Annotated in this window: 17 protein-coding genes; 13 read left to right on the plus strand and 4 right to left on the minus strand. The window is 39.2% G+C overall.

Translation table 11 applies throughout. The annotated features are described in order from the left end of the window. The first annotated feature begins 149 nt into the window (after positions 1-149). The 3 genes from HUU81_RS07730 (at position 150) to msrB (ending at position 4,313) form a co-directional block, all read left to right on the plus strand. Positions 150-2,282 (plus strand): alpha amylase C-terminal domain-containing protein, encoded by a 2,133-nt coding sequence (locus tag HUU81_RS07730; protein WP_199611645.1) that lies wholly within the window; start codon positions 150-152, stop codon positions 2,280-2,282. Positions 2,283-2,350: 68 nt separating this feature from the next. Beyond that, positions 2,351-3,904, plus strand: a complete 1,554-nt coding sequence (gene gndA, locus HUU81_RS07735; protein ID WP_199611646.1) for an NADP-dependent phosphogluconate dehydrogenase — start codon at positions 2,351-2,353, stop codon at positions 3,902-3,904. Positions 3,905-3,929: 25 nt separating this feature from the next. Then, the gene (gene msrB / locus HUU81_RS07740; protein WP_199611994.1) at positions 3,930-4,313 is read left to right on the plus strand and encodes a peptide-methionine (R)-S-oxide reductase MsrB; all 384 of its coding nucleotides are present in this window, start codon (positions 3,930-3,932) and stop codon (positions 4,311-4,313) included. A gap of 22 nt (positions 4,314-4,335) precedes the next feature. On the opposite strand, the gene HUU81_RS07745 is transcribed toward msrB, so the two are convergent. Beyond that, a complete protein-coding gene (locus tag HUU81_RS07745) occupies positions 4,336-5,166 on the minus strand; it encodes a DUF2989 domain-containing protein (RefSeq protein ID WP_199611647.1) in 831 nt (276 codons plus the stop codon). 255 nt (positions 5,167-5,421) lie between these two features. Here HUU81_RS07745 and HUU81_RS07750 point away from each other — a divergent pair, with 255 nt between their 5' ends. From HUU81_RS07750 to HUU81_RS07785, 8 genes are all read left to right on the plus strand, one after another. Further along, entirely contained in the window at positions 5,422-6,867 is a 1,446-nt protein-coding gene (locus HUU81_RS07750) for a glyceraldehyde-3-phosphate dehydrogenase (RefSeq protein WP_199611648.1), read from the plus strand. Positions 6,868-7,089: 222 nt separating this feature from the next. Beyond that, entirely contained in the window at positions 7,090-7,578 is a 489-nt protein-coding gene (locus HUU81_RS07755; RefSeq protein WP_233520595.1) for a TlpA family protein disulfide reductase, read from the plus strand. Between the two features lie 253 nt (positions 7,579-7,831). Then, positions 7,832-8,959 (plus strand): M14 family metallopeptidase, encoded by a 1,128-nt coding sequence (locus HUU81_RS07760; protein WP_199611649.1) that lies wholly within the window; start codon positions 7,832-7,834, stop codon positions 8,957-8,959. A gap of 41 nt (positions 8,960-9,000) precedes the next feature. Next, entirely contained in the window at positions 9,001-10,674 is a 1,674-nt protein-coding gene (locus HUU81_RS07765) for an alanine/glycine:cation symporter family protein (protein ID WP_199611650.1), read from the plus strand. An 86-nt stretch (positions 10,675-10,760) separates the two neighbouring features. Further along, the gene (locus HUU81_RS07770) at positions 10,761-11,087 is read left to right on the plus strand and encodes a zinc ribbon domain-containing protein (protein ID WP_199611651.1); all 327 of its coding nucleotides are present in this window, start codon (positions 10,761-10,763) and stop codon (positions 11,085-11,087) included. A gap of 2 nt (positions 11,088-11,089) precedes the next feature. Then, positions 11,090-11,398, plus strand: a complete 309-nt coding sequence (locus HUU81_RS07775; protein WP_199611652.1) for a YeaC family protein — start codon at positions 11,090-11,092, stop codon at positions 11,396-11,398. After that, a complete protein-coding gene (locus tag HUU81_RS07780; RefSeq protein WP_199611653.1) occupies positions 11,388-14,174 on the plus strand; it encodes a DUF349 domain-containing protein in 2,787 nt (928 codons plus the stop codon). Before HUU81_RS07775 ends, HUU81_RS07780 begins: the two co-directional genes overlap by 11 nt. An 84-nt stretch (positions 14,175-14,258) precedes the next feature. Continuing rightward, positions 14,259-14,681 (plus strand): hypothetical protein, encoded by a 423-nt coding sequence (locus HUU81_RS07785; protein ID WP_199611654.1) that lies wholly within the window; start codon positions 14,259-14,261, stop codon positions 14,679-14,681. Between the two features lie 18 nt (positions 14,682-14,699). Here the strand turns inward: HUU81_RS07785 and HUU81_RS07790 are convergent, their stop codons facing one another. Further along, positions 14,700-15,512 carry a helix-turn-helix domain-containing protein gene (locus HUU81_RS07790; protein WP_199611655.1) on the minus strand — a complete coding sequence of 271 codons (813 nt, stop codon included), beginning with the start codon at positions 15,510-15,512 and terminating at the stop codon, positions 14,700-14,702. 142 nt (positions 15,513-15,654) lie between these two features. Between HUU81_RS07790 and HUU81_RS07795 the strand changes: the two genes are divergently transcribed. Continuing rightward, the gene (locus HUU81_RS07795; protein WP_199611656.1) at positions 15,655-16,056 is read left to right on the plus strand and encodes a hypothetical protein; all 402 of its coding nucleotides are present in this window, start codon (positions 15,655-15,657) and stop codon (positions 16,054-16,056) included. Further along, entirely contained in the window at positions 16,043-16,588 is a 546-nt protein-coding gene (locus HUU81_RS07800) for a GNAT family N-acetyltransferase (protein ID WP_199611657.1), read from the plus strand. Before HUU81_RS07795 ends, HUU81_RS07800 begins: the two co-directional genes overlap by 14 nt. Before the next feature lie 106 nt (positions 16,589-16,694). Here HUU81_RS07800 and ansA read toward each other — a convergent pair whose 3' ends face one another. Together ansA and sppA are read right to left on the minus strand one after the other, a co-directional pair. Further along, positions 16,695-17,708 (minus strand): asparaginase, encoded by a 1,014-nt coding sequence (gene ansA, locus HUU81_RS07805; RefSeq protein ID WP_199611658.1) that lies wholly within the window; start codon positions 17,706-17,708, stop codon positions 16,695-16,697. Between the two features lie 86 nt (positions 17,709-17,794). Further along, positions 17,795-19,657: a signal peptide peptidase SppA gene (sppA, locus tag HUU81_RS07810; RefSeq protein WP_233520596.1), complete on the minus strand. Its 1,863-nt coding sequence runs from the start codon at positions 19,655-19,657 to the stop codon at positions 17,795-17,797. Positions 19,658-19,663 lie beyond the last annotated feature (6 nt).

Genomic DNA, 19,663 nt, shown 5'->3' on the forward strand with positions numbered 1-19,663 from the left:
AGCAATATCAATATTGCTTCCATAAAACAGACGGTTGCATTTTACATATATCAAAAAATAACTCGTTGTTCTGTACTTATGTACTATGCTTAATGAAGATTATTTTCAAATCTAGCAAGCCCATCAATAATAAAAATACAGGGTAGATAATGATAGTTGATCAGTATGAAGATGATATTCTCGCCGAGCCATTCAAATATTTGGGTAAAGTAGTTGTCAGTAACCAACTGATGATTCGTGTGTTAGCGCCGGATGCCACTAAGGTGGTAATAAAGGAGCTGGCTACCAATCAGGTATTAGGTGAAATGCGACAAGTGTCAACATTTGGCTTATATGAATTGATATTGAAGCCTGAACAACACGACACGCATTATCTACTTGAAGCGACCACTGAAGAAGATACCAAGCAAATTGTTGATGCCTATCAATTTCAGCAGGAAGCCATTGAAGCAGAGCATTGCCTTACTTTAAATCCTACTAATCTTTACCATCAAGTAGGCGCTCAACTTATTGAGCTCAAGTTACAAAATTACACAGTGGTGGGTACTCGATTTGCGGTGTATGCCCCCAATGCGTCTTCTGTTTCAGTTATTGGAAGTTTTAATAATTGGGATGAACGTTTAAACCCCATGCACAGAACAGAGTGTGGGCATTGGGTTTTGTTTATTCCAAAAGTGTCTGCGGGTGAAAGCTATCGCTTCAAACTGAAAGACGGCTTAAAAAATGAGTTGCCGCCAAAGCTCGATCCAATCGGGTTTGATGTGATGCTGATACCCGCGACTAACATTGAAAAAAATGCGGAACAGTCAGATAAACAAATGGTGTCAGTGGTGGTCGATCATCAAAACTATCAATGGCTAGATCACGCTTGGATTGCTAATAAACAAACAGAAAGCGATTTACTCGAAAAACCAACCTCAGTTTTTGAATTAGATTTAGTTTCGTGCCGTTCATCGCATATAAATACTAATAAAAGCCAAAATATTATCGAAGCATATAAGGCACTTATACCTAAAATAAAATCGTTGGGGTTTAGTCATGTTCAATTACCCGTTCATGAATTATTCAATGTAGATAACTTTTCCTCCAGCCAGCGCGTTGGTAGTCAAATATATAATCCATTTTCGCCAAACATTGAGTACGGAACTCCAGAAGATTTAAAAGCATTTATCGATCAATGTCACCAAAATGATATTGGGGTTATTGCTGTGTGCGACTTTTCAACTATTGATACGCATCCGCAGGGGCTTATACGCTTTGATGGAACACATTTATATGAATGTGAACAAAGCAATCATTCCAGTGAAATTAGTCCATTTGAATACGAAATAAATATACAACATTCATACGTTCAGCAAATGGCCATTGCTAATGCGTTGTTTTGGATTGAGCACTATCATGTTGACGGCATTAAACTTCAAAATATGGCGGGCTTATTAAGCACTATTTCAAGTAAGAATATTCAATGTGCGAATGTACTTAAAACATTAAGTGACTTAGTTCATGAAAAATACTCAAGCGCGTTCATTCTCTGTGACGACTTTACCCATAATGTAAATAGTAACCAAACAATTACAGCGCCAGTATTAGGTTTTGATTGCGTTTATTATAATAAATGGACAGATATAACCTTGCGCTATGTGGCACTAGACTCGCGCTATCGCAAGTATCAACATACAGATATTACTGAAACGATGATACTTGGCTTTGATGAAAGATTTTTTATTAGCTTAGCCAGCGACAACGATTTATTGCAATTTTTGCCTGGCACAATTAAGCAGCGTCAAGCTAACTACCGTTGCTTAGTTGGCTTCATGTTCGCCCATTCAGGAAAGAAGCATTTGAAGTTTTTTTACGACAGGATGGTTAATACACCAAATGAGTATTTAATGTATAAAGACTTGAACAGGCTATATAGAACATTACCTGAATTATACGAATTAGACGGGAATAGTTATGGCTTTACATGGTTAGAGCATCATGACGCAGAGAACAGTATTGTTGCTTTTATACGCAAAGATAAAAGCGGAAATGAGTGTTATGTCGTGTCAAATTTTTCAACCACTTGTTACTCCAGTTATCGGTTAGGTGTTAATGCTAAAGGTAAGTATAAGATAATTTTCAACTCAGACGATGCTACTTATGGCGGTGTTTCGACTATTAAAAGCCAAGTGCGTACAGGTAGCATTATTGCGAGTAATAAAGCTTGTCAGGGACGGGAATATTCAATAGAAATTGAATTACCCGCACTTACCACCATATTTTTAAAAATAGAAATATAGCGCGACAGTAACCATTCTTGTATAATCGCGCCCACAATTAGGGTGGTAGTTGTTCGAGGAATTAATCGATGGGGCAAAACACACAACTGTGTGATATTGGATTTATTGGACTGGGAGTGATGGGTAAAAACCTCACAATGAACTTGGTCGATAATGGTTATAAAGTCGCAGTATTTGATTTGGATTACCATAAAATTGAGGCTGTTGTTGCTCAAGACCAATACGAAATAGAGACGTATGGTAATGATCCCGATAAATCAACTTCCTCTCCTCGCGTTATCCCCTGTAGCTCCTACACTGAACTTCTTTCTAAACTATCTTCTCCTCATCTTATTATTCTTTCTGTTCCTGCTGGTGAACCCGTTGACGATGTTTGCGCCAAATTGATTGACGCAGGTATTAAAGCTGACGATATAGTAGTTGATACAGGTAATAGCTTGTGGACTGATACAGTGGCGCGTGAAAAGCGTTTTGAAAGTAAGTTTTTATTCTTTAGTACTGCCGTATCGGGCGGCGAGATAGGCGCGCGGTTTGGTCCTTCATTGATGCCTAGTGGAGATCCTTACGCGTGGACGCGCATAAAACCGGTATGGCAAGCCATTGCAGCAAAAGTTGATCCAAAAACAGGTAAGCCGATTGAACGATTTGAACCGGGAAATCCTGTTAAAGAAGGCGAGTCATGTGCTAGCTATATTGGGCCAAACGGAGCAGGGCATTATGTCAAAATGGTCCATAATGGCATTGAATATGCCGATATGCAGTTGATTTGTGAAGCCTATCACGTAATGCGAACCGCGCTACATATGACACCTGCCGAAATAGCAAAAATTTTTAGGCAGTGGAACCAAGGTGTATTAGATAGCTATTTAATTGCAATTAGTGCGGAAGTGTTAGAACACGTTGATAGTGAATCACAATTACCCCTAGTTGATATTATTTTGGACAAAGCTGGTCAAAAAGGCACCGGGCTTTGGACTGCAATGAGTAGCTTAGAATTAGGCAGCCCTGCGCCAACGATTAGCCAAGCTGTATTTGCTAGAGCGCTGTCTGGTTTAAAAGCGGAAAGAGTGCATGCAGCAAAAATACTACCCGGCCCAGTTATTCATGAATTAAGTAGTAAAGAAAAGCAGGATGTGATCCAGTCTATTCACGATGCATTATATTGCTCTAAAATTTGTGCTTATGCACAAGGCTTTCAATTAATGAACACGGCGGCCGCAGAATACGGTTGGGAGTTGGATTTTGCTGAGATAGCGAAGATTTGGCGGGCAGGGTGCATTATTCGTGCAGTATTTTTACAGTCTATTACTGAGGCATACCAGCGTGACGAGCAACTTGCCAATTTATTAGTTGATCCGTTTTTTGCAGAGCAAATTAAAACGTATCAAGGTAATTGGCGTAAAGCAATTTCGTTTGCAACACTAAACGGCATACCTTGCGGTGCATTTAGCTCAGCGCTGGCTTATTACGATAGTTATCGTCTTGACGTTTTACCTGCAAATTTATTACAAGGGCAACGTGACTTTTTTGGTGCACACGCTTTTGAACGTGTGGGTAAGCCGTCTGGAAAACGTTTTCATGTGGCATGGAACGAGCCAAATCGACCGGTTGAAAAACTATAGAGAAAAGCTCTCAGAAAAAGGCAATATGATGAAGAATGACGCTGAATGGAAAGAAGCACTAACAGAAGAGCAGTACTATATTTGTCGTAAAAAAGGTACTGAACCACCGTTTAGTGGCAAGTTGTTGTATTGCGATAAGTCGGGAGAATATACCTGTGTTTGCTGTGGTGAACCTTTATTCCAATCAGATGATAAATTTGATTCAGGTTGCGGCTGGCCAAGTTTTTCGGCAGCAATTAATGAAAGCTGTATTGAATACACACAAGATAACAGTCATGGTATGTCGCGCATTGAGATAACCTGTAAAAAATGTGGCTCGCATTTAGGACATGTGTTTGATGATGGGCCAACTGAGAGCAAACAACGCTATTGCGTTAATTCGATCTCGTTGGCGTTTAACGGCGAATAAAAGTTCGCTGTTGATGAGCTAATCAAGGTTTCGAGTAGGGTGACTCAAAAGAATAGCTGCGGATTTCTTCTAATGTTTTTTCTATTAATTTGTCTAAACCTTCAAGGTTAGCTTTTTGTTCAATCAATATGAAACGTAGTTCTTCAATTTCTACGTTAGTGTCTCCAAACACTTTAGATATTTGCGCCCACACGTAAGCTTTTTTATAGTCCCTTTTCTTTAAGTAAACGGTTGTGAGCGCATGAAAAATTTCCGGCTCAATTTCATCTTCAGGCTCGTAAAGCGCTAATGCGTTGTAAAGTAACCTTAAGGTTTTATTGAGATCTCTTTTCACCCAATAAGTAGCTAATGCGAACTGTAATTCGGGTGTGTTTAGTTGACCTTGTTCCTCTAGGGCAAGAAACTTTTCAAGTGCTTCTTCGTCACCGTTGCGTGACCAGTGGTAATATAGTAATTCTGGTAGTTCTGATGTTTGGGTATCTCTAGAAACGCGCTTTATTTCTCTTAGGCTTGTTAAATGCCCTTCAACACGTGAAGTCGTTTTTTCTTTCAGCTTTTTATGTTCTATTTTCGAAGCTAGATTAATACACTGAGAATAATCTTCTAAAGCGATTAGTAAATTGTATTTGTTCTTATCTGTGGGGAGTTTACGTTCTGCATGACGATATAAGATGACTTCCCTGCGTTCAGCATTACAATGGCCGTCTTTATTTAGGTCGTCACAAATTTCAGGTTTATCTTTACATGCTTGACGCACGGTCATTTCTGCATCGCCGCAACCAGTGAGTGCTATCGCTAATAAAAACGTAAATAAATACGGTATATACAATTTAAGTATGATTTTGTTCAACATTAAGTTACTCAACTTTACTACATAGGCGTCAATAGGTTACCTCAAACTCACAAAAAAATCTTGTTGTAGGTGGTGGAGAAATAATACAGATTAAATTACAATATGCCCCGCACTAAGCCAACACGCCTAATTTTCTAATACGTTAGAACGATTATTTTATAAGACTTTAGACGATAAAACGGCGGGTAGGCTAATTATTAGTGAACAAATTTATTCCTACAGAAATTAACCACGTGATTTTATAAGGCGATAGTAATGACCGTATCTCACGAAGAGCAATACCAAAAAAGCTGGCAAGAACGTCAAGATTATGCAGAAAAAATGCAACCAATTATTGGCCAGTTATACCGTAACAAAGGGATTGAAGTTACAGTTTATGGACGCCCTTTGGTAAACGCAACGACCATCGACATTATTAAAGCGCATAAAACAGTAAACAAGTTTGAAGCGAACAAGCTACGTTTACGTGAAAGCTTTCCATTTATTGCTGCACTAGAAAATATGGATCTTGCACCTGCAAGAATTGATATTGGTAAAATTGCTTATAATTATCACTACAATGATGCTGGAAACGGCATGGAGCCAGCACAGTATTTAGCTCAAGAATTAGCTGACATCACTGACGTTGATGACAAAGTAGAACCGCAAGATGTTGTGCTTTATGGCTTTGGTCGTATTGGTCGTTTGTTAGCACGCTTAATGATTGAACGCTCAGGCCCTAACGCTAAGCTACGTTTACGTGCCATTGTTGTTCGCGGTGGCCGTGAAGGTGACCTTGAGAAAAGAGCAAGCTTATTGCGCCGTGACTCAATTCATGGCCCATTCAACGGCAGCATTTCTGTAGATAATGAGCGCAATGCAATTAAAGCGAATGGCGCTTACATCCAAGTTATTTACGCAAACTCACCTGATGAAATCGATTACACTAAATACGGTATTAACAATGCACTTATTGTTGATAACACAGGTATTTGGAGTGACGAAGAGGGACTAGGGCAACACCTTAAGTCCAAAGGCACGAGTAAGGTTTTATTAACTGCGCCGGGTAAAGGCGACATAAAGAACATCGTATATGGTGTTAATACTGACGATATTACTAGCGATGACCGCATTTTATCAGCTGCAAGCTGTACAACAAATGCGATTACGCCAGTATTAAAGGCGGTAAACGATGAGTTTGGCATTAAGAATGGTCACGTTGAAACGGTTCACTCTTATACTAATGACCAAAACTTAATTGATAACTACCATAAAGCAGATCGCCGTGGTCGTTCAGCACCACTAAACATGGTAATTACTTCAACTGGTGCTGCTAAAGCAGTTGCTAAAGCCCTGCCAGAGCTAAAAGGTAAGTTAACGGGTAACGCGATACGTGTTCCTACACCTAATGTTTCAATGGCAATCATGAACCTTAACTTAGACAAAGAAACGTCTACAGAAGCATTAAACGACTACCTACTAAAAGTAGCATTGTACTCTGAGTTGCAAGATCAAATCGATTTTACTCAGTCTACGGAAATTGTATCAACTGACTTAGTGGGTTCGCGTTATGCAGGTGTTGTTGATTCGCAAGCAACAATTGTAGATGGCGATAGAGCAGTACTTTACGTATGGTACGACAATGAATTTGGCTATAGCTGCCAAGTAATTCGTGTGATGCAAGAAATGGCAGGTCATAAACAACCTACATTGCCTAGATAACAGTACAATCATATTAAGATTAAGAGAAGGCTACGCCTTCTCTTTTGTTTTCAACACTCCCACCACGCATCAAGTAATGTTCATCATAAGTCACCCTTAATACTCTTCAGCCGAAGAAGCGATTCTTTAGTTTGATATCATTTAGACAAAATGAATAGGTAACTGAAATTATTTTCACCTGCCCAAGGTCTATAGGGTAATTAGCAAAAAAGAGGTACATTTGTGGTAAGAACAGCGTTGTTCCAACTTGCATTGGTTATGCTTGCGTTTTGGGTAATTAGTACAATTAGAGAAACATCTTTGCTTAGCGCTGATGGCGAAGTGCAAAGTCCTGCATTTGAATTAACCACGCTTGAGCGGGAAGTTATTTCACTGAATCAGGTAACCGGTCACAAAACAATTATCTACTTTTTTGCGCCGTGGTGCGCTGTTTGTAAAGCAAGTATGGGCAACTTAGAACAATTGTCTAACGAGATGAATGTTAAAGTAATTGCCATTGCTTTGGATTATTCGTCTACCGAAGAGGTTGAACAATTTGTTAGCCAGCTAGGCCTCACAATGCCGATTGCTTTGGGGCATGCGGGCATTAAGCAAGACTATAAAATCATGGGCTATCCTACCTACTATGTACTAGATAAAAAACATAAAATCATTAGTAAGTCGATGGGGTATAGCACAGAGATAGGGATGAAGTTACGTACACTAATTTAGGTAGATACTGATACAAGCTAGAGCAAAAACTCAATCTTGTTGCAAAAATAAACAAACCATTATTATTTCCGGCATAGCTACGTATTTTCAACACTTTTTCAGCACTTCGTTGCTTATCAATCTATGGTAATTTGCTGTTACTGTGGTAGGCTACTGGCACTAAAAATTATAGTCATTCTTAACTGAAAACCATGTTTACTAAACAGTCTTTGATTAGTAAAACTGGTTTATTAACCTACCCGGGAACAGGATAATGAAAATAACAAGTAATTTCGATAGTGGAAATATCGAAGTTGTTGCGTTAGCAGAGCCTAATGATATACAACTAAAAATAATAAAAGACAATCAATCTGACTTCTTCCAATGGTTCCATTTTAGACTTCAAACTACCGCACAAACTTCTCATAAATTAGCCATCATCAATGCTCACGAGTCAGCTTATGTTAAAGGCTGGGAAGATTATTATGCAGTTGCATCTTATGATCGCGAAAACTGGTTCCGCGTAGATACTAAGTACGATGGAAAATCGTTAGTGATAGAGCATACACCTGAGTTTGAATCAGTATTTTATGCTTATTTTGCTCCTTACAGCTACGAGCGCCATCTCAATCTAATTCATCAATCGCAAATTTCACCATTCTGTCAATTAGAAGACTTAGGCGAAACGCTAGATGGCCGTGATATGTCATTACTTATTATCGGTGAACCAGACGAGAATAAGAAAAAAATCTGGATGACTGCGCGTCAACACCCTGGTGAAACAATGGCTGAATGGTTTGTTGAAGGCTTTTTATCGCGTATTTTAGATGAAGAAGACGGCACAGCCAGAAAGCTACTTGAAGAAGCCGTGTTTTATGTAGTGCCAAACATGAACCCAGACGGTTCTGCACGCGGTCACTTACGCACTAATGCCGTTGGTTCTAACTTAAATAGAGAATGGCAAACGCCGTCTTTAGAAAAGTCTCCGGAAGTTTATCACGTACGTGAAAAAATGTTGGAAATAGGCGTAGACATGTATCTAGATGTACATGGCGACGAAGCCTTACCATACAACTTTGTGGCAGGTTGTGAAGGTAATCCATCATACGACGAGCGCCATAAAGCACTTGAAGACGCATTTAAGCATGCTTATATGATGGCAACGCCTGAGTTCCAAGATGAATTTGGTTACGATAAAGACGAGCCGGGCAAAGCTAACTTAACGGTTGCAGCAAATTGGGTAGGTGAACAATTTAAGTGTTTATCTTACACCATTGAAATGCCATTTAAAGACAATGCAGACCTGCCAGATGAACTTTATGGTTGGTCGGATATCCGTTCAATAAAGCTAGGTAAAGATGTGTTACCAGCTATTTTAGCGGTTGTACCAAAGCTACGATAACTGTTGCTCAAATATAATTATAATAAAGGAGGGGCTCAGTTGTGGAGTCGTTTAGTCAATTTTTAGATACCTTGGATGGTTTGTTAGGAAGCTCGTTTTGGTTTCCGTATGTGCTGCTAGGAGTAGGTATATTTTTTACTTTTTACCTTAAGTTTCCGCAAATTCGTTACTTTAAACATGCGTGGAAAGTAGTGACGGGTAAATATGAAAAGAAAGACGCCGAAGGGGATACCTCACATTTCCAAGCGTTAACAACGGCATTATCGGGTACAGTTGGTACGGGTAATATTGGTGGTGTTGCGCTGGCAATTTCGATTGGTGGCCCCGCTGCCTTATTCTGGATGTGGATGACTGCATTTTTCGGTATGACAACGAAATTTGTAGAAGTAACACTGTCACACAAATACCGTGTTAAAGCTGCAGATGGCACCATGGCTGGTGGTCCAATGTACTACATGGATCGCCGCTTAAACATGAAATGGTTAGCTGTGGCCTTTGCGGTTGCTACCGTAATCAGCTCATTCGGTACAGGTAACCTGCCGCAAATTAATAACATTGCACAAGGTATGGAAGCCACGTTTGGCATTGAGCCAATGGTAACTGGTGGCGTGCTATCAATTTTATTAGCGTTGGTTATTCTTGGTGGCATTAAGCGTATTGCGAAAATCACTTCTCGAATTGTGCCTACAATGGCGGCTATTTACATTATTGGTGCGCTGTCAGTTATTTTCTATAACATTGAAAACTTAGTTCCTTCTTTCTTATCAGTTTTCCAAAATGCGTTTACTGGCTCAGCAGCGGCTGGTGGCTTCTTAGGTGCATCATTTGCGTATGCATTCACGAAGGGTGTTGGCCGTGGTTTATTTTCTAATGAAGCGGGTCAAGGTTCTGCGCCAATTGCTCACGCATCAGCTCGAGGTGACGAGCCAGTGTCTGAAGGTGTGGTTTCAATTTTAGAACCTTTCATCGATACAATTATTATCTGTACTTTAACCGGTATGGTTATTTTGTCATCGAATGTTTGGACAGAAAAATTTGAAAATACATTCCAAAAAACCGAGCTAACAGTAATTGAAGGCGTTTACCTAGATACAAATGACGAGCATAAAGTTGAACTTGCGAATCATTTAAACGGTGGCGAGTCGACATTAACAATGTATAACGGTCAGTTAAACGTTGTTGATGGTAAGATTATGAATAATGACTTTACTATGTTGCACGCGCGTTCTGTTGCTGAAGATATTAGAGTAACGACTGCGGGCGGGCACCTTTTCTCGGGCTCTATTCCTGTTGAAAATGGTAATGTAAAAGATCGTAACGTATTAATTATTGGTAAGTCCCTAATCCACTCAGCGAGCTTAACAGCAAAAGCCTTTTCTAAAGGGTTTGCCGGAGAATACGGTAAATATATAGTCTCCATTGGTTTACTATTATTTGCATTTTCGACTGCAATTGCATGGTCGTATTACGGTGATAGGGCGATGATATACTTATTTGGTATGCGTTCAGTGATGCCATATCGAGTATTTTACGTTGCTGGATTTTTCTGGGCGTCTTACGCAGATACGGCGCTAGTGTGGAAAATTGCAGCGGTTGCAATAGTCATAATGACCTTACCAAACTTATTCGGTTTATTATTGCTACGTAAAGAAATGAAAGAAACCGTTGATGATTATTGGGTTAAGTTTGATAAAGAACACCCCAACGAAAAATAACCAAATAAAAAGCGCCTAAGGGCGCTTTTTTCATGTAAAATCTACGCAATTTTTTATACACGAGTGCTTGAGTAGCGGAGCTGTCGATGGCTGTAATAAATTGTCCTGAATGCAATAAAAAAGTATCTGATAAAACACAACAATGCCCACACTGTGACTTTGCAATCGGCGAAGTATCTGAAGAAAAACTGGAAAGTTTAAATCGCATAAAAAAAATTAAGCGTATGCAGCGATTAACTACGCAGTCATTTATAGCCATTATTTTGTTTGCAGCCGGATTTACCTGGATGTATTGGCATGAACCAGAGCCTGAGTCTATTGAACTTTATGTCAGCCAAGCAGCTATTGCTATTGGTGTGATTTGGTATTTAGTCAATCGTGTTCGTTTAATTATCAGTAAGAAAAAGAGTTAAGTATGGATTTTTCCAGTATCGTTAAAAGCATGACTCCAGAAGTCTATAACAATCTTAAAACGGCTGTAGAACTAGGGAAGTGGCCAAATGGTGACTTACTCAATGAAGAGCAAAAAGAGAACAGTTTACAATTGGTAATGGCATACCAATCTTTAGTGTTAAAATCAGAAGAACATTTCACGATAGGTGAGAAAGGTGAGTTGATTAACAAGCCTAAAAGAGAACTTAAAGCACAATTTGCCGCAGATAAAGAGTCAGAACAGCACAATTCAGAGCACCAAATAGCAAGGTTTGATCACGATGATATTTAAGAGTTTATTTCAACCAAAATGGAAGCATAAAAACGCTGACATTCGTATTAAGGCTATTGAAACACTTGTAGTTGATAATCTAAACGACAAATCGGTTTTACATGAATTAGCATTTAACGATGCGGATGAAAAGGTACGCCTAGCGGCACTTGAACATTTAAATGACTTTTCATTATGGTGGCAAGCTAACAAAAAAGAGAAAAGCGAGCGTTTAGTTCGTATTACAGACGAAAAAATCAAGTACACTTTGCTGGGTAAAAGTGATTGCAAAATAGACTCGCAATTAAAAAAGCAATTTGTTAATGAGTGCACTAAATCCGCATTACTTGAAACATTAGCACTTCAAGACGCTGATGAAGAGATCAGAGTAACAGTGCTTGCAAAACTTAATAAAGAAAGTTTGTATATTAATGCACTTATTGCTGGCAACTTAAGTACCCAATCTGCCTTGTTATTACTTGAAAAGATTCAAGAGCCTGACAATTTAAACAAAATTGCTAAAAAGCTAACTGGTGAAGTACAGCAAAAAGCACAGCACCGTTTAGATGCAATGGAACAGGCTAAACAAAAGCCAATAGCTGCGCAAAAAAGTGCCAAAATAATCTTATCTAAGCTTAATGCGCTTAAAGATAAATCAGAATACATCGAAATAGATCAAAAACGCGCAGATCTAATTAAGCAATGGCAAGCATTAACGGCTGATTTTACATGCTTAGAACCTACTCAAGCAGAAGAGCTGCAAACAAAATACAATAGTATTATTACCAGCCTTGATCGTATTACAACGCCGCTGAAAACAAAGTGGGAAGCGCAGCAACAAGCTGAGCAAGACCGTATTACTAAGTTAAATAATGCAAAAGTTATTGAAGCGGAAATCGCGGCTGTTGAAATTGACATTACCAACCTTTTACAACGTGACGATGACACCGAAGAAGAGTTAGCAGCAGTTGCCACAACACTAGCGAACATTCAGAGCAACGCTGAAACCTTGTTACTGATGGCAGACGATAAGCTAAAAGCATTAAAACAGCTTGAAATACTTACTAAGCAGCTTTCACACATACCTGAATGTAAACATGCACTGAAGCAGGCTGCGCTATTATTAGAAGTGCTTTCTACTAAAACGCCGCCAACTACAATGGAAGCGTTTAATGAGCTTGGAAACACTTATCAAGAGTGGCAACGTAGCTGGCGTAATAACCTTAAATCAGTTGATATCAAATTATCTGATGAACTGAAGTCAGCACACCAAACGCTTACAAAAGAGTGGAATGACGCTATAGCTCCACTTAAAGCCGAACAAACTAAACGTTTTAATCACACTCAGAAAAAGCTATCTGAATTAAAGCGTTTAATATTTGCTGGTAAATATCGTGCAGCCTTCGGTTTATATAAAAAAGTAGCTAGCTGGTATAACGAACTGAACGAGCAACAGCAAAGCAAATTAGAGCGTGAATACACTTTAGTGAAAGAAAAGATTGATGAACTGGAAGATTGGCAAGAATACATAGCGACGCCAAGAAAACAGGAAATGGTTGCGGAAGTTGCGCAATTGGCCGTTGAGCCTCTTTCTTCACCGCAAGAACAAGCTAGCCGCATTAAATATATGCGTAGCGTGTGGAACACATTAGGAAAAGCAACGCCAGAATTAAACGAAGAACTTAATGCCGCGTTCGATCAAGCTTGTGAGAATGCGTTTGCAATTTGTCGTGCATATTATGCCGAACAAGAAAAAATCCGCACTGAAAATTTAATCGCAAAACAAACAATCTGTGCAGAATTAGCCCTGATGAATGAATCAACTAAACACCAAGAAATTGATTACAAGCAATTAGATGCAGACTTAAAACGTATTAGCCAGCAGTGGAAAGGCATCGGCTTGGTGGATAAGGATCAGGTTAAGCAAATCAATCAAACTTATTATGATTCAGTAAATGCGCTAAGAGCTGTTTTAAATAGCCACTACCAAAACAATGCAGATAAGAAGCAGGCGCTAGTGCAGCAAGCTATAACATTGGCTGAGCAAGACGATCTTAGCAATGCCGCAGCTGAACTTAAGCAACTACAAGCGCAATGGAAAGAAATTGGGTTTGCAGGAAGAAAATTAGATCGCCCACTTTGGGCTGAATTTAGAGAAGTAAATGATGGTTTTTTTGCTAAACGCAAAAGTGAATATCAGCTTCAAAAAAATGAAAATGCTCAAGTAGTGAATGAATTTGATAAAGCCCTGCTAGCACTGACTAATGACATTGAGAGTGCAGAAAATGCAGCAACCTTAAATAAACTTATTGATGATATTAAGTCACTCTTATCTACAACCAACGAGTTACCAAAAGCAGAGTTTGTGAAACTTGCTAAGCGTGCAGAAACAAGTATTTCTGTGGCTAACAGCAAAATTGAGAGTATCGCCAAGCATAAGACTACAGAGCAATACGCAGCACTCTTTAATGTGCTACGCAAAGACGAAGTTGTTGACAGTGATGAAGCGATGACGACATTGCCAAACAATTGGCAGCAAGCGTTATCTAGCACTAGTAACAATGCAGAAAGCCGCCATCACACAATGCTTAAAATGGAAATTACAGCTGGTGTGGACTCTCCAGAAGAGGACAACCAAGCGCGCATGGCTATTCAAATTGATATGCTTTCAAGCAAGCTTAGCTCAGGTTCGGTCGATAAAATAGAACACCTACTGTTAGAGTGGCTGTCTTTCGGCTTGCCTAATAAGGATGAACAGTCGTTAGTATCACGATTAGAAAAGGTACTAATAGGCTAGTTACTACCTCACATATAAACACTGGGCTAGATGAACGCTTACCCAGTGTTTATAGCAATTCAATATGCTAATGGAGATAAGCAATTGTTCAAGCGTGTAGCCAAGCACAGTAAAGAGGTTTTTTCGGCCGTCGCCATAGGTGTTTTAATTGCAATTATTAGTGCAGTTATTCTGGAATATATTTATTCAGTAAAAGCGCCAAACGAAACGGTTTTATTTTCAGAAGGAATTCACGCTAATTCCAAGGTTCCTCAATTATGGTCGGACCATAAATTACTAAACATACCTTCAAATAAATGTGCATCTAATGGCCAATTAATTTTAAAAGGCCTAGGCTTTAATTCAGTTATACAGAACAACCAATACATTTATGGCAACTTTGATGGTAATAGAGCCGTGATAAAATGCGTCGACTTGGCAGAAAAGTCGTTTGTATACATCGCCGTTGCTGGCTCCAATGTGAAACAAGTTGAAAAGCTAAGAAACGAAATATCTTGGAAATTGTAATCGTAATTTAGATGAAGGCTATTTCACTTTTTCTTTTTGTTGCTTTCTCCAAGCTGCTGGGGTTTCGCCATAGGCTTTTTTAAACTGTCTAATAAAGTGGGTGGTGTCTGACCAGCCCAACTCTTCAACAATAACTTGAATCTGATCTTGTGTATGAATAAGGCGCGAGCAGGCTTCTGTTAATCGATGCCTGGTTATCCACTCTCCAATTGAAAACCCCGTGTCTTGTTTAACAAGCGTGGCTAAATGAGACGGACTTGTATGAATGGCTTTCGCAACATCTTTTAACGATATCGCGTTAAGAAAATGCCTTTGGATATAATCTAATGCAGACACAACTTTACTGTGTGTTGCAGCGATTGACTTTTCAATTTGCGACGACTTTTTTACTTCATATAAAATCAACACTAATAAGCTTTTAAGTACTTCAATATCACAGTGTTGCTCGTGCTTAATGATGGTATTTAGTTCGTTAAACAGGGAGTGAAGGTAGTGTACCCGCTCGGTAGGTAACTTTAATACAGGTAGTGCACCCAATCTTATCTGCCTAAATGGCTGCATAATTGAATCATCTTCATTAAGGTTTAAACAGTTTGGGCAGAAACTTACCCACCACACCTCTACATTTTCACCATTAACAATAGAATGCGGCATGCCTGCGGGTATCAAAGAGAACATATTGTTTTTTAGCTCAATAAGCTCCCTGTGCCGCATGGTAATCGATCCATTTACTACAAATGAAAGAATATACTCCGTTTGTGAGCCATGCTCTTCTGCTTTCATTGTGTCTATATACTCATGCCCAATATCTATTGCGTGTGATGAATGCATTCAAAATATTCTCAAATAAAACAATAAGCCGATTATTACATATAAGCAGCCATACATACTCACTAATAAATGGCGAATAATAACCTAAATAAGATAAAAGGCCGATTAGGTGCTTTGTGTGTTTTAAATTATAGGTGAATAAATGAATATTGAATTGGCGTTAATGGGCTTGGCAGTATATATCTTGATTTGGGAAAAGTTGCCTGATTGGGGAAATTGGTTTAATTGGATAATCCATCGGTTACCTAAACCGCTTGCCTATTTATATGAAGCGTGGCATTGCCCGTTTTGCTTTGGTTTTTGGGTTGCACTGTTGTTACACGCTTTGACAGGCATGATGACAATTAGTGGATTATCAGCGATGCCTGAGGGACTGGGTGTAATTGCTTCTCCCATCGGTTGGTTCTTAGATGCGTTAGTTACGGCATTATTAATAATGATAGGTAAGCTGCTGTTAAGCGCAATTGCGGTGCCTGCAATAAAAGGGCATCAGATGACACAAGCATTTCGTAAAGGAGTGGAAAACGCAGATGATCATCAATAGTCAAAGTGACTTTTCAACTGAGCGACTTTCAATTGAAGGGTGTATAGAGCGTGTTTTAAATAATGACGAAGATTTCTCGAATAGTGTGTTAACGCTATTGTCGAAGAAGGTAACAAAGCATCTTCCAGAAAGTTGGCAACATATTGATAGCAACCAAAAGGTTTGCACTTGGTTACAGCATCGTATAGCAGACGGTTATATGCTTAGCATTAGACGAAAGGACACTGGTGAGGTGATAGGGCTATTATTCCTGCATCAAAACAAAGATGCTTTGCAAGATGGCAGTTTGCAAATAGGCTACTTACTAGGTGATAAACATTGGGGCTATGGCTATGCTAGTGAAATGCTGTTGGGGTTAATCGCCTTTTGTAAAAAGAATAAGGATATCAATGTTTTGTACGCTGGCGTGGACGCTGAAAATGTAGCGTCTATTCACATATTAAAAAAGTGTGGTTTTACACAAATGAACATTGGCTCTAAAGGGACTGCTGATAAAGCATGTGTCTATCAACGTTATTTGAATTTGGATTAAGTGATAACAGAAGGGTGAAATAAATAGACGAGCAGTTGGGCGCTGCTCGTCTAACATTGTATTTGTGATAATGTATTTGTTAAGGGCCTGTATTGTTATATCGGATTTAACTTAATTCACCGCGCAGGTTTTGCTCCATCAGTGTTCTTATTTCGCAAACTGCTAATTCTTTACTGAAAAGATAATGCAACTTGGTTAACGCCGCTTCCAGTGTCATATCGTGTCCGCTGATCACACCCACTCGTTTTAAGGCCGTACCCGTAGCATAACCTTCCATATTAACTTTACCTTTAATGCACTGCGTTAAGTTAACAATTACAATGCCGCTGTCAGAGGCTTTTTGTAATGTTTCCAGTAAAGCGGCATTTTGCGGGGCATTACCAACCCCGTAACTTAAAATGATAAGTGCTTTAACAGGCTGCTTAATGATATTGGCAATGACATCAGTTGATATGCCGGGATACAAGCTAACAACGCCAATAGGTTGAGGCTTTATCTGAGTTAAAGTTGGCATAGTTGTAGAGTCAGTGCACGGAACGACGGTGCCTGCCTTAACAGTGATGTTAATACCTGCTTCAAGTAATGCAGGAAAGTTTGGCGATGAAAAAGCGTTAAACCCATCAGCATGAGCTTTAAGTGAACGGTTGCCGCGCAATAATTGATTATTAAAAAACAAGCTGACTTCAGGAATAGGGTAATTTGCTGCAATATATAATGAATTTAATAAATTCACCTGCCCATCAGAGCGTAATGCTGATAGCGGAATTTGCGAGCCAGTAATGATGATTGGTTTGGTTAAATTTTCAAACATAAACGACAGCGCCGAAGCCGTATAAGCCATGGTGTCTGTGCCATGCAGCACAATAAAGCCATCGTACTTATCGTAATTTGCCATAATGTCATTAGCAATTTGTTGCCAGTCGTCAGGTGTCATATCTGAAGAGTCTATCAACGGGCTATATTCGTGGATCACGAAGTTTGGCATTTCTTCACGATGAAACTCAGGCATCTTATTAACTTGTTCAGTTAAAAAGCCAGAGATAGGTACATAACCCTGATCTGACTTTTGCATACCAATTGTGCCACCCGTGTAAGAAATATAGATATTTTTTTTAGTCATTAAAAAAGCCCGTTTTGAGAAGAATTCAAAGCGGGCTTATTATAGCTAATTTATCTCGCACTACGAGACAAATAATTTCCTACCGATTACTTTGCTTCACACAAAATACAGTAGATATAATTTCCTTTAGGGTCATTAAAGTTTTGTAACTGTTGAGTTTGATCATCAATCAGCTTAACAAGTTGACGCAACGTAGATGATTGCTGAAGGGCAGAACCACTTCCAAATGAAGCACTGGCTTCACCAAGCATTTCTTTAATTAAACGCTCTTTAGGTGAAAGTTCTTGTTCTACAAACCACGTATCGTATCGCTCTAAACCTGCTAGCTCAGCAGCAGATTTAACTGCATCATCCAAATCACCTAGCTTATCTACTAAGCCAAGTTCCTGCGCTTTTTTACCAGTCCATACTCGGCCTTGCGCAACCTTGTCTACAGCTTCAACAGTCATATTTCTATCTTTAGCAACCATAGTAATAAAGTCGTTATAAGTGTGTTCAATTGAGCGCTGAACAATTTGACCAATTTTCGGGTTAAGTGGTTTAAGTAAAGAAAAGTCAGATAATTCGTTAGTACGAACACCGTCTACGTTTACACCGATATACTCCATCGCTTTTTCAAGCGTGATGAACATACCAAATACACCAATTGAACCTGTAATCGTGGTAGAAGACGCCCAAATTTCGTTTGTAGATGAAGCAATCCAGTAACCGCCAGAAGCAGCCACAGAACTCATTGATGCGACAACCGGCTTGCCAGCCGCTTTTAATGCAATTACTTCGTTACGAATGACTTCAGAGGCAAATGCACTACCGCCCGGGCTGTCAATACGTAATACAACTGCTTTAATGGTTTCATCTAAACGTGCTTTACGCAATAGCTCAGCGGTGCTGTCACCACCAATTTCACCCGCTTTCTTATGACCGTCAACAATTGTGCCTTTTGCAATTACAACGGCTACTTTTTCAGTCATAGGGTTAGGGAATACATGCTTTGGAAGAACATCATCAGCATACTGGTAATAAGTGGTTTGCGGGAAGGTATCACCTTCTTCAGTTTTACCAAACAGCTCCATGAAATACTCAGAAACAGCTACTCTGTCTTTTAATGAGTCAACCCAGCCACTGTTTAAAGCAAACTGAGCCATATCACCATTTGCAGCTTCAAATTTTTCTAAAAATGCAGGTAATGTTTGATCATATGCTTCGTGTTCTACACCACGTAGTGTAGCTACGTCTGTTACGTATTCATTCCATAAGCCATTTAGCCATTGTCTATTAGCTTCTTTAGCTTCTTCAGACATGTCGTTACGGATAAATGGTTCTACAGCCGATTTATACGTACCTACGCGGAAAATATGCGGGGTTACTTTGAATTTTTCTAGCGCGTCTTTAAAGTATAAGCCGTCGCGTGAGAAACCATCAATCATTACCCAACCCATAGGGTTTAGAATGACTTCATCGGCATGTGCCGCTAAATAGTATTGATTTTCCTGATATCCATCACCAACCGCATAAACTTTTTTACCACTTTGTTTAAAGTCTACGATGGCGTCGCCTACCGTTTGTAATTTACTGAAACCTGCGTAGCGAAAGTTCTGTAGTTGCAGTACAAGAGCGGTTATACGCTTGTCGGTTTTTGCTTTTTTAATAACATACAAAAGATCGTGTAGTTCTATTTCAGGCTCTTGATCTTTTTGACCCGCAGCTTCATTGATGAAAGCGTCAATTGGGTCAACAAATCGGGCTTGTTCAACAATATCACCATTGATATTTAAAACGAGTACTGACTTATCAAGTAGTGGTTCTTTATCCCCATCACTAAAAATAGAAGTGATGATAAAAATAAAAATGAATAAAACAATTAAGTTAAAAAATAATCTACGTGAAAAATTTAATATTTTCCAAATGCGCTGAAAAAAGCGCACTACAATGTTTGGGCGGTCGCTCATTTACTA

The organism is Flocculibacter collagenilyticus, assembly GCF_016469335.1.
Lineage (GTDB): Bacteria > Pseudomonadota > Gammaproteobacteria > Enterobacterales > Alteromonadaceae > Flocculibacter > Flocculibacter collagenilyticus.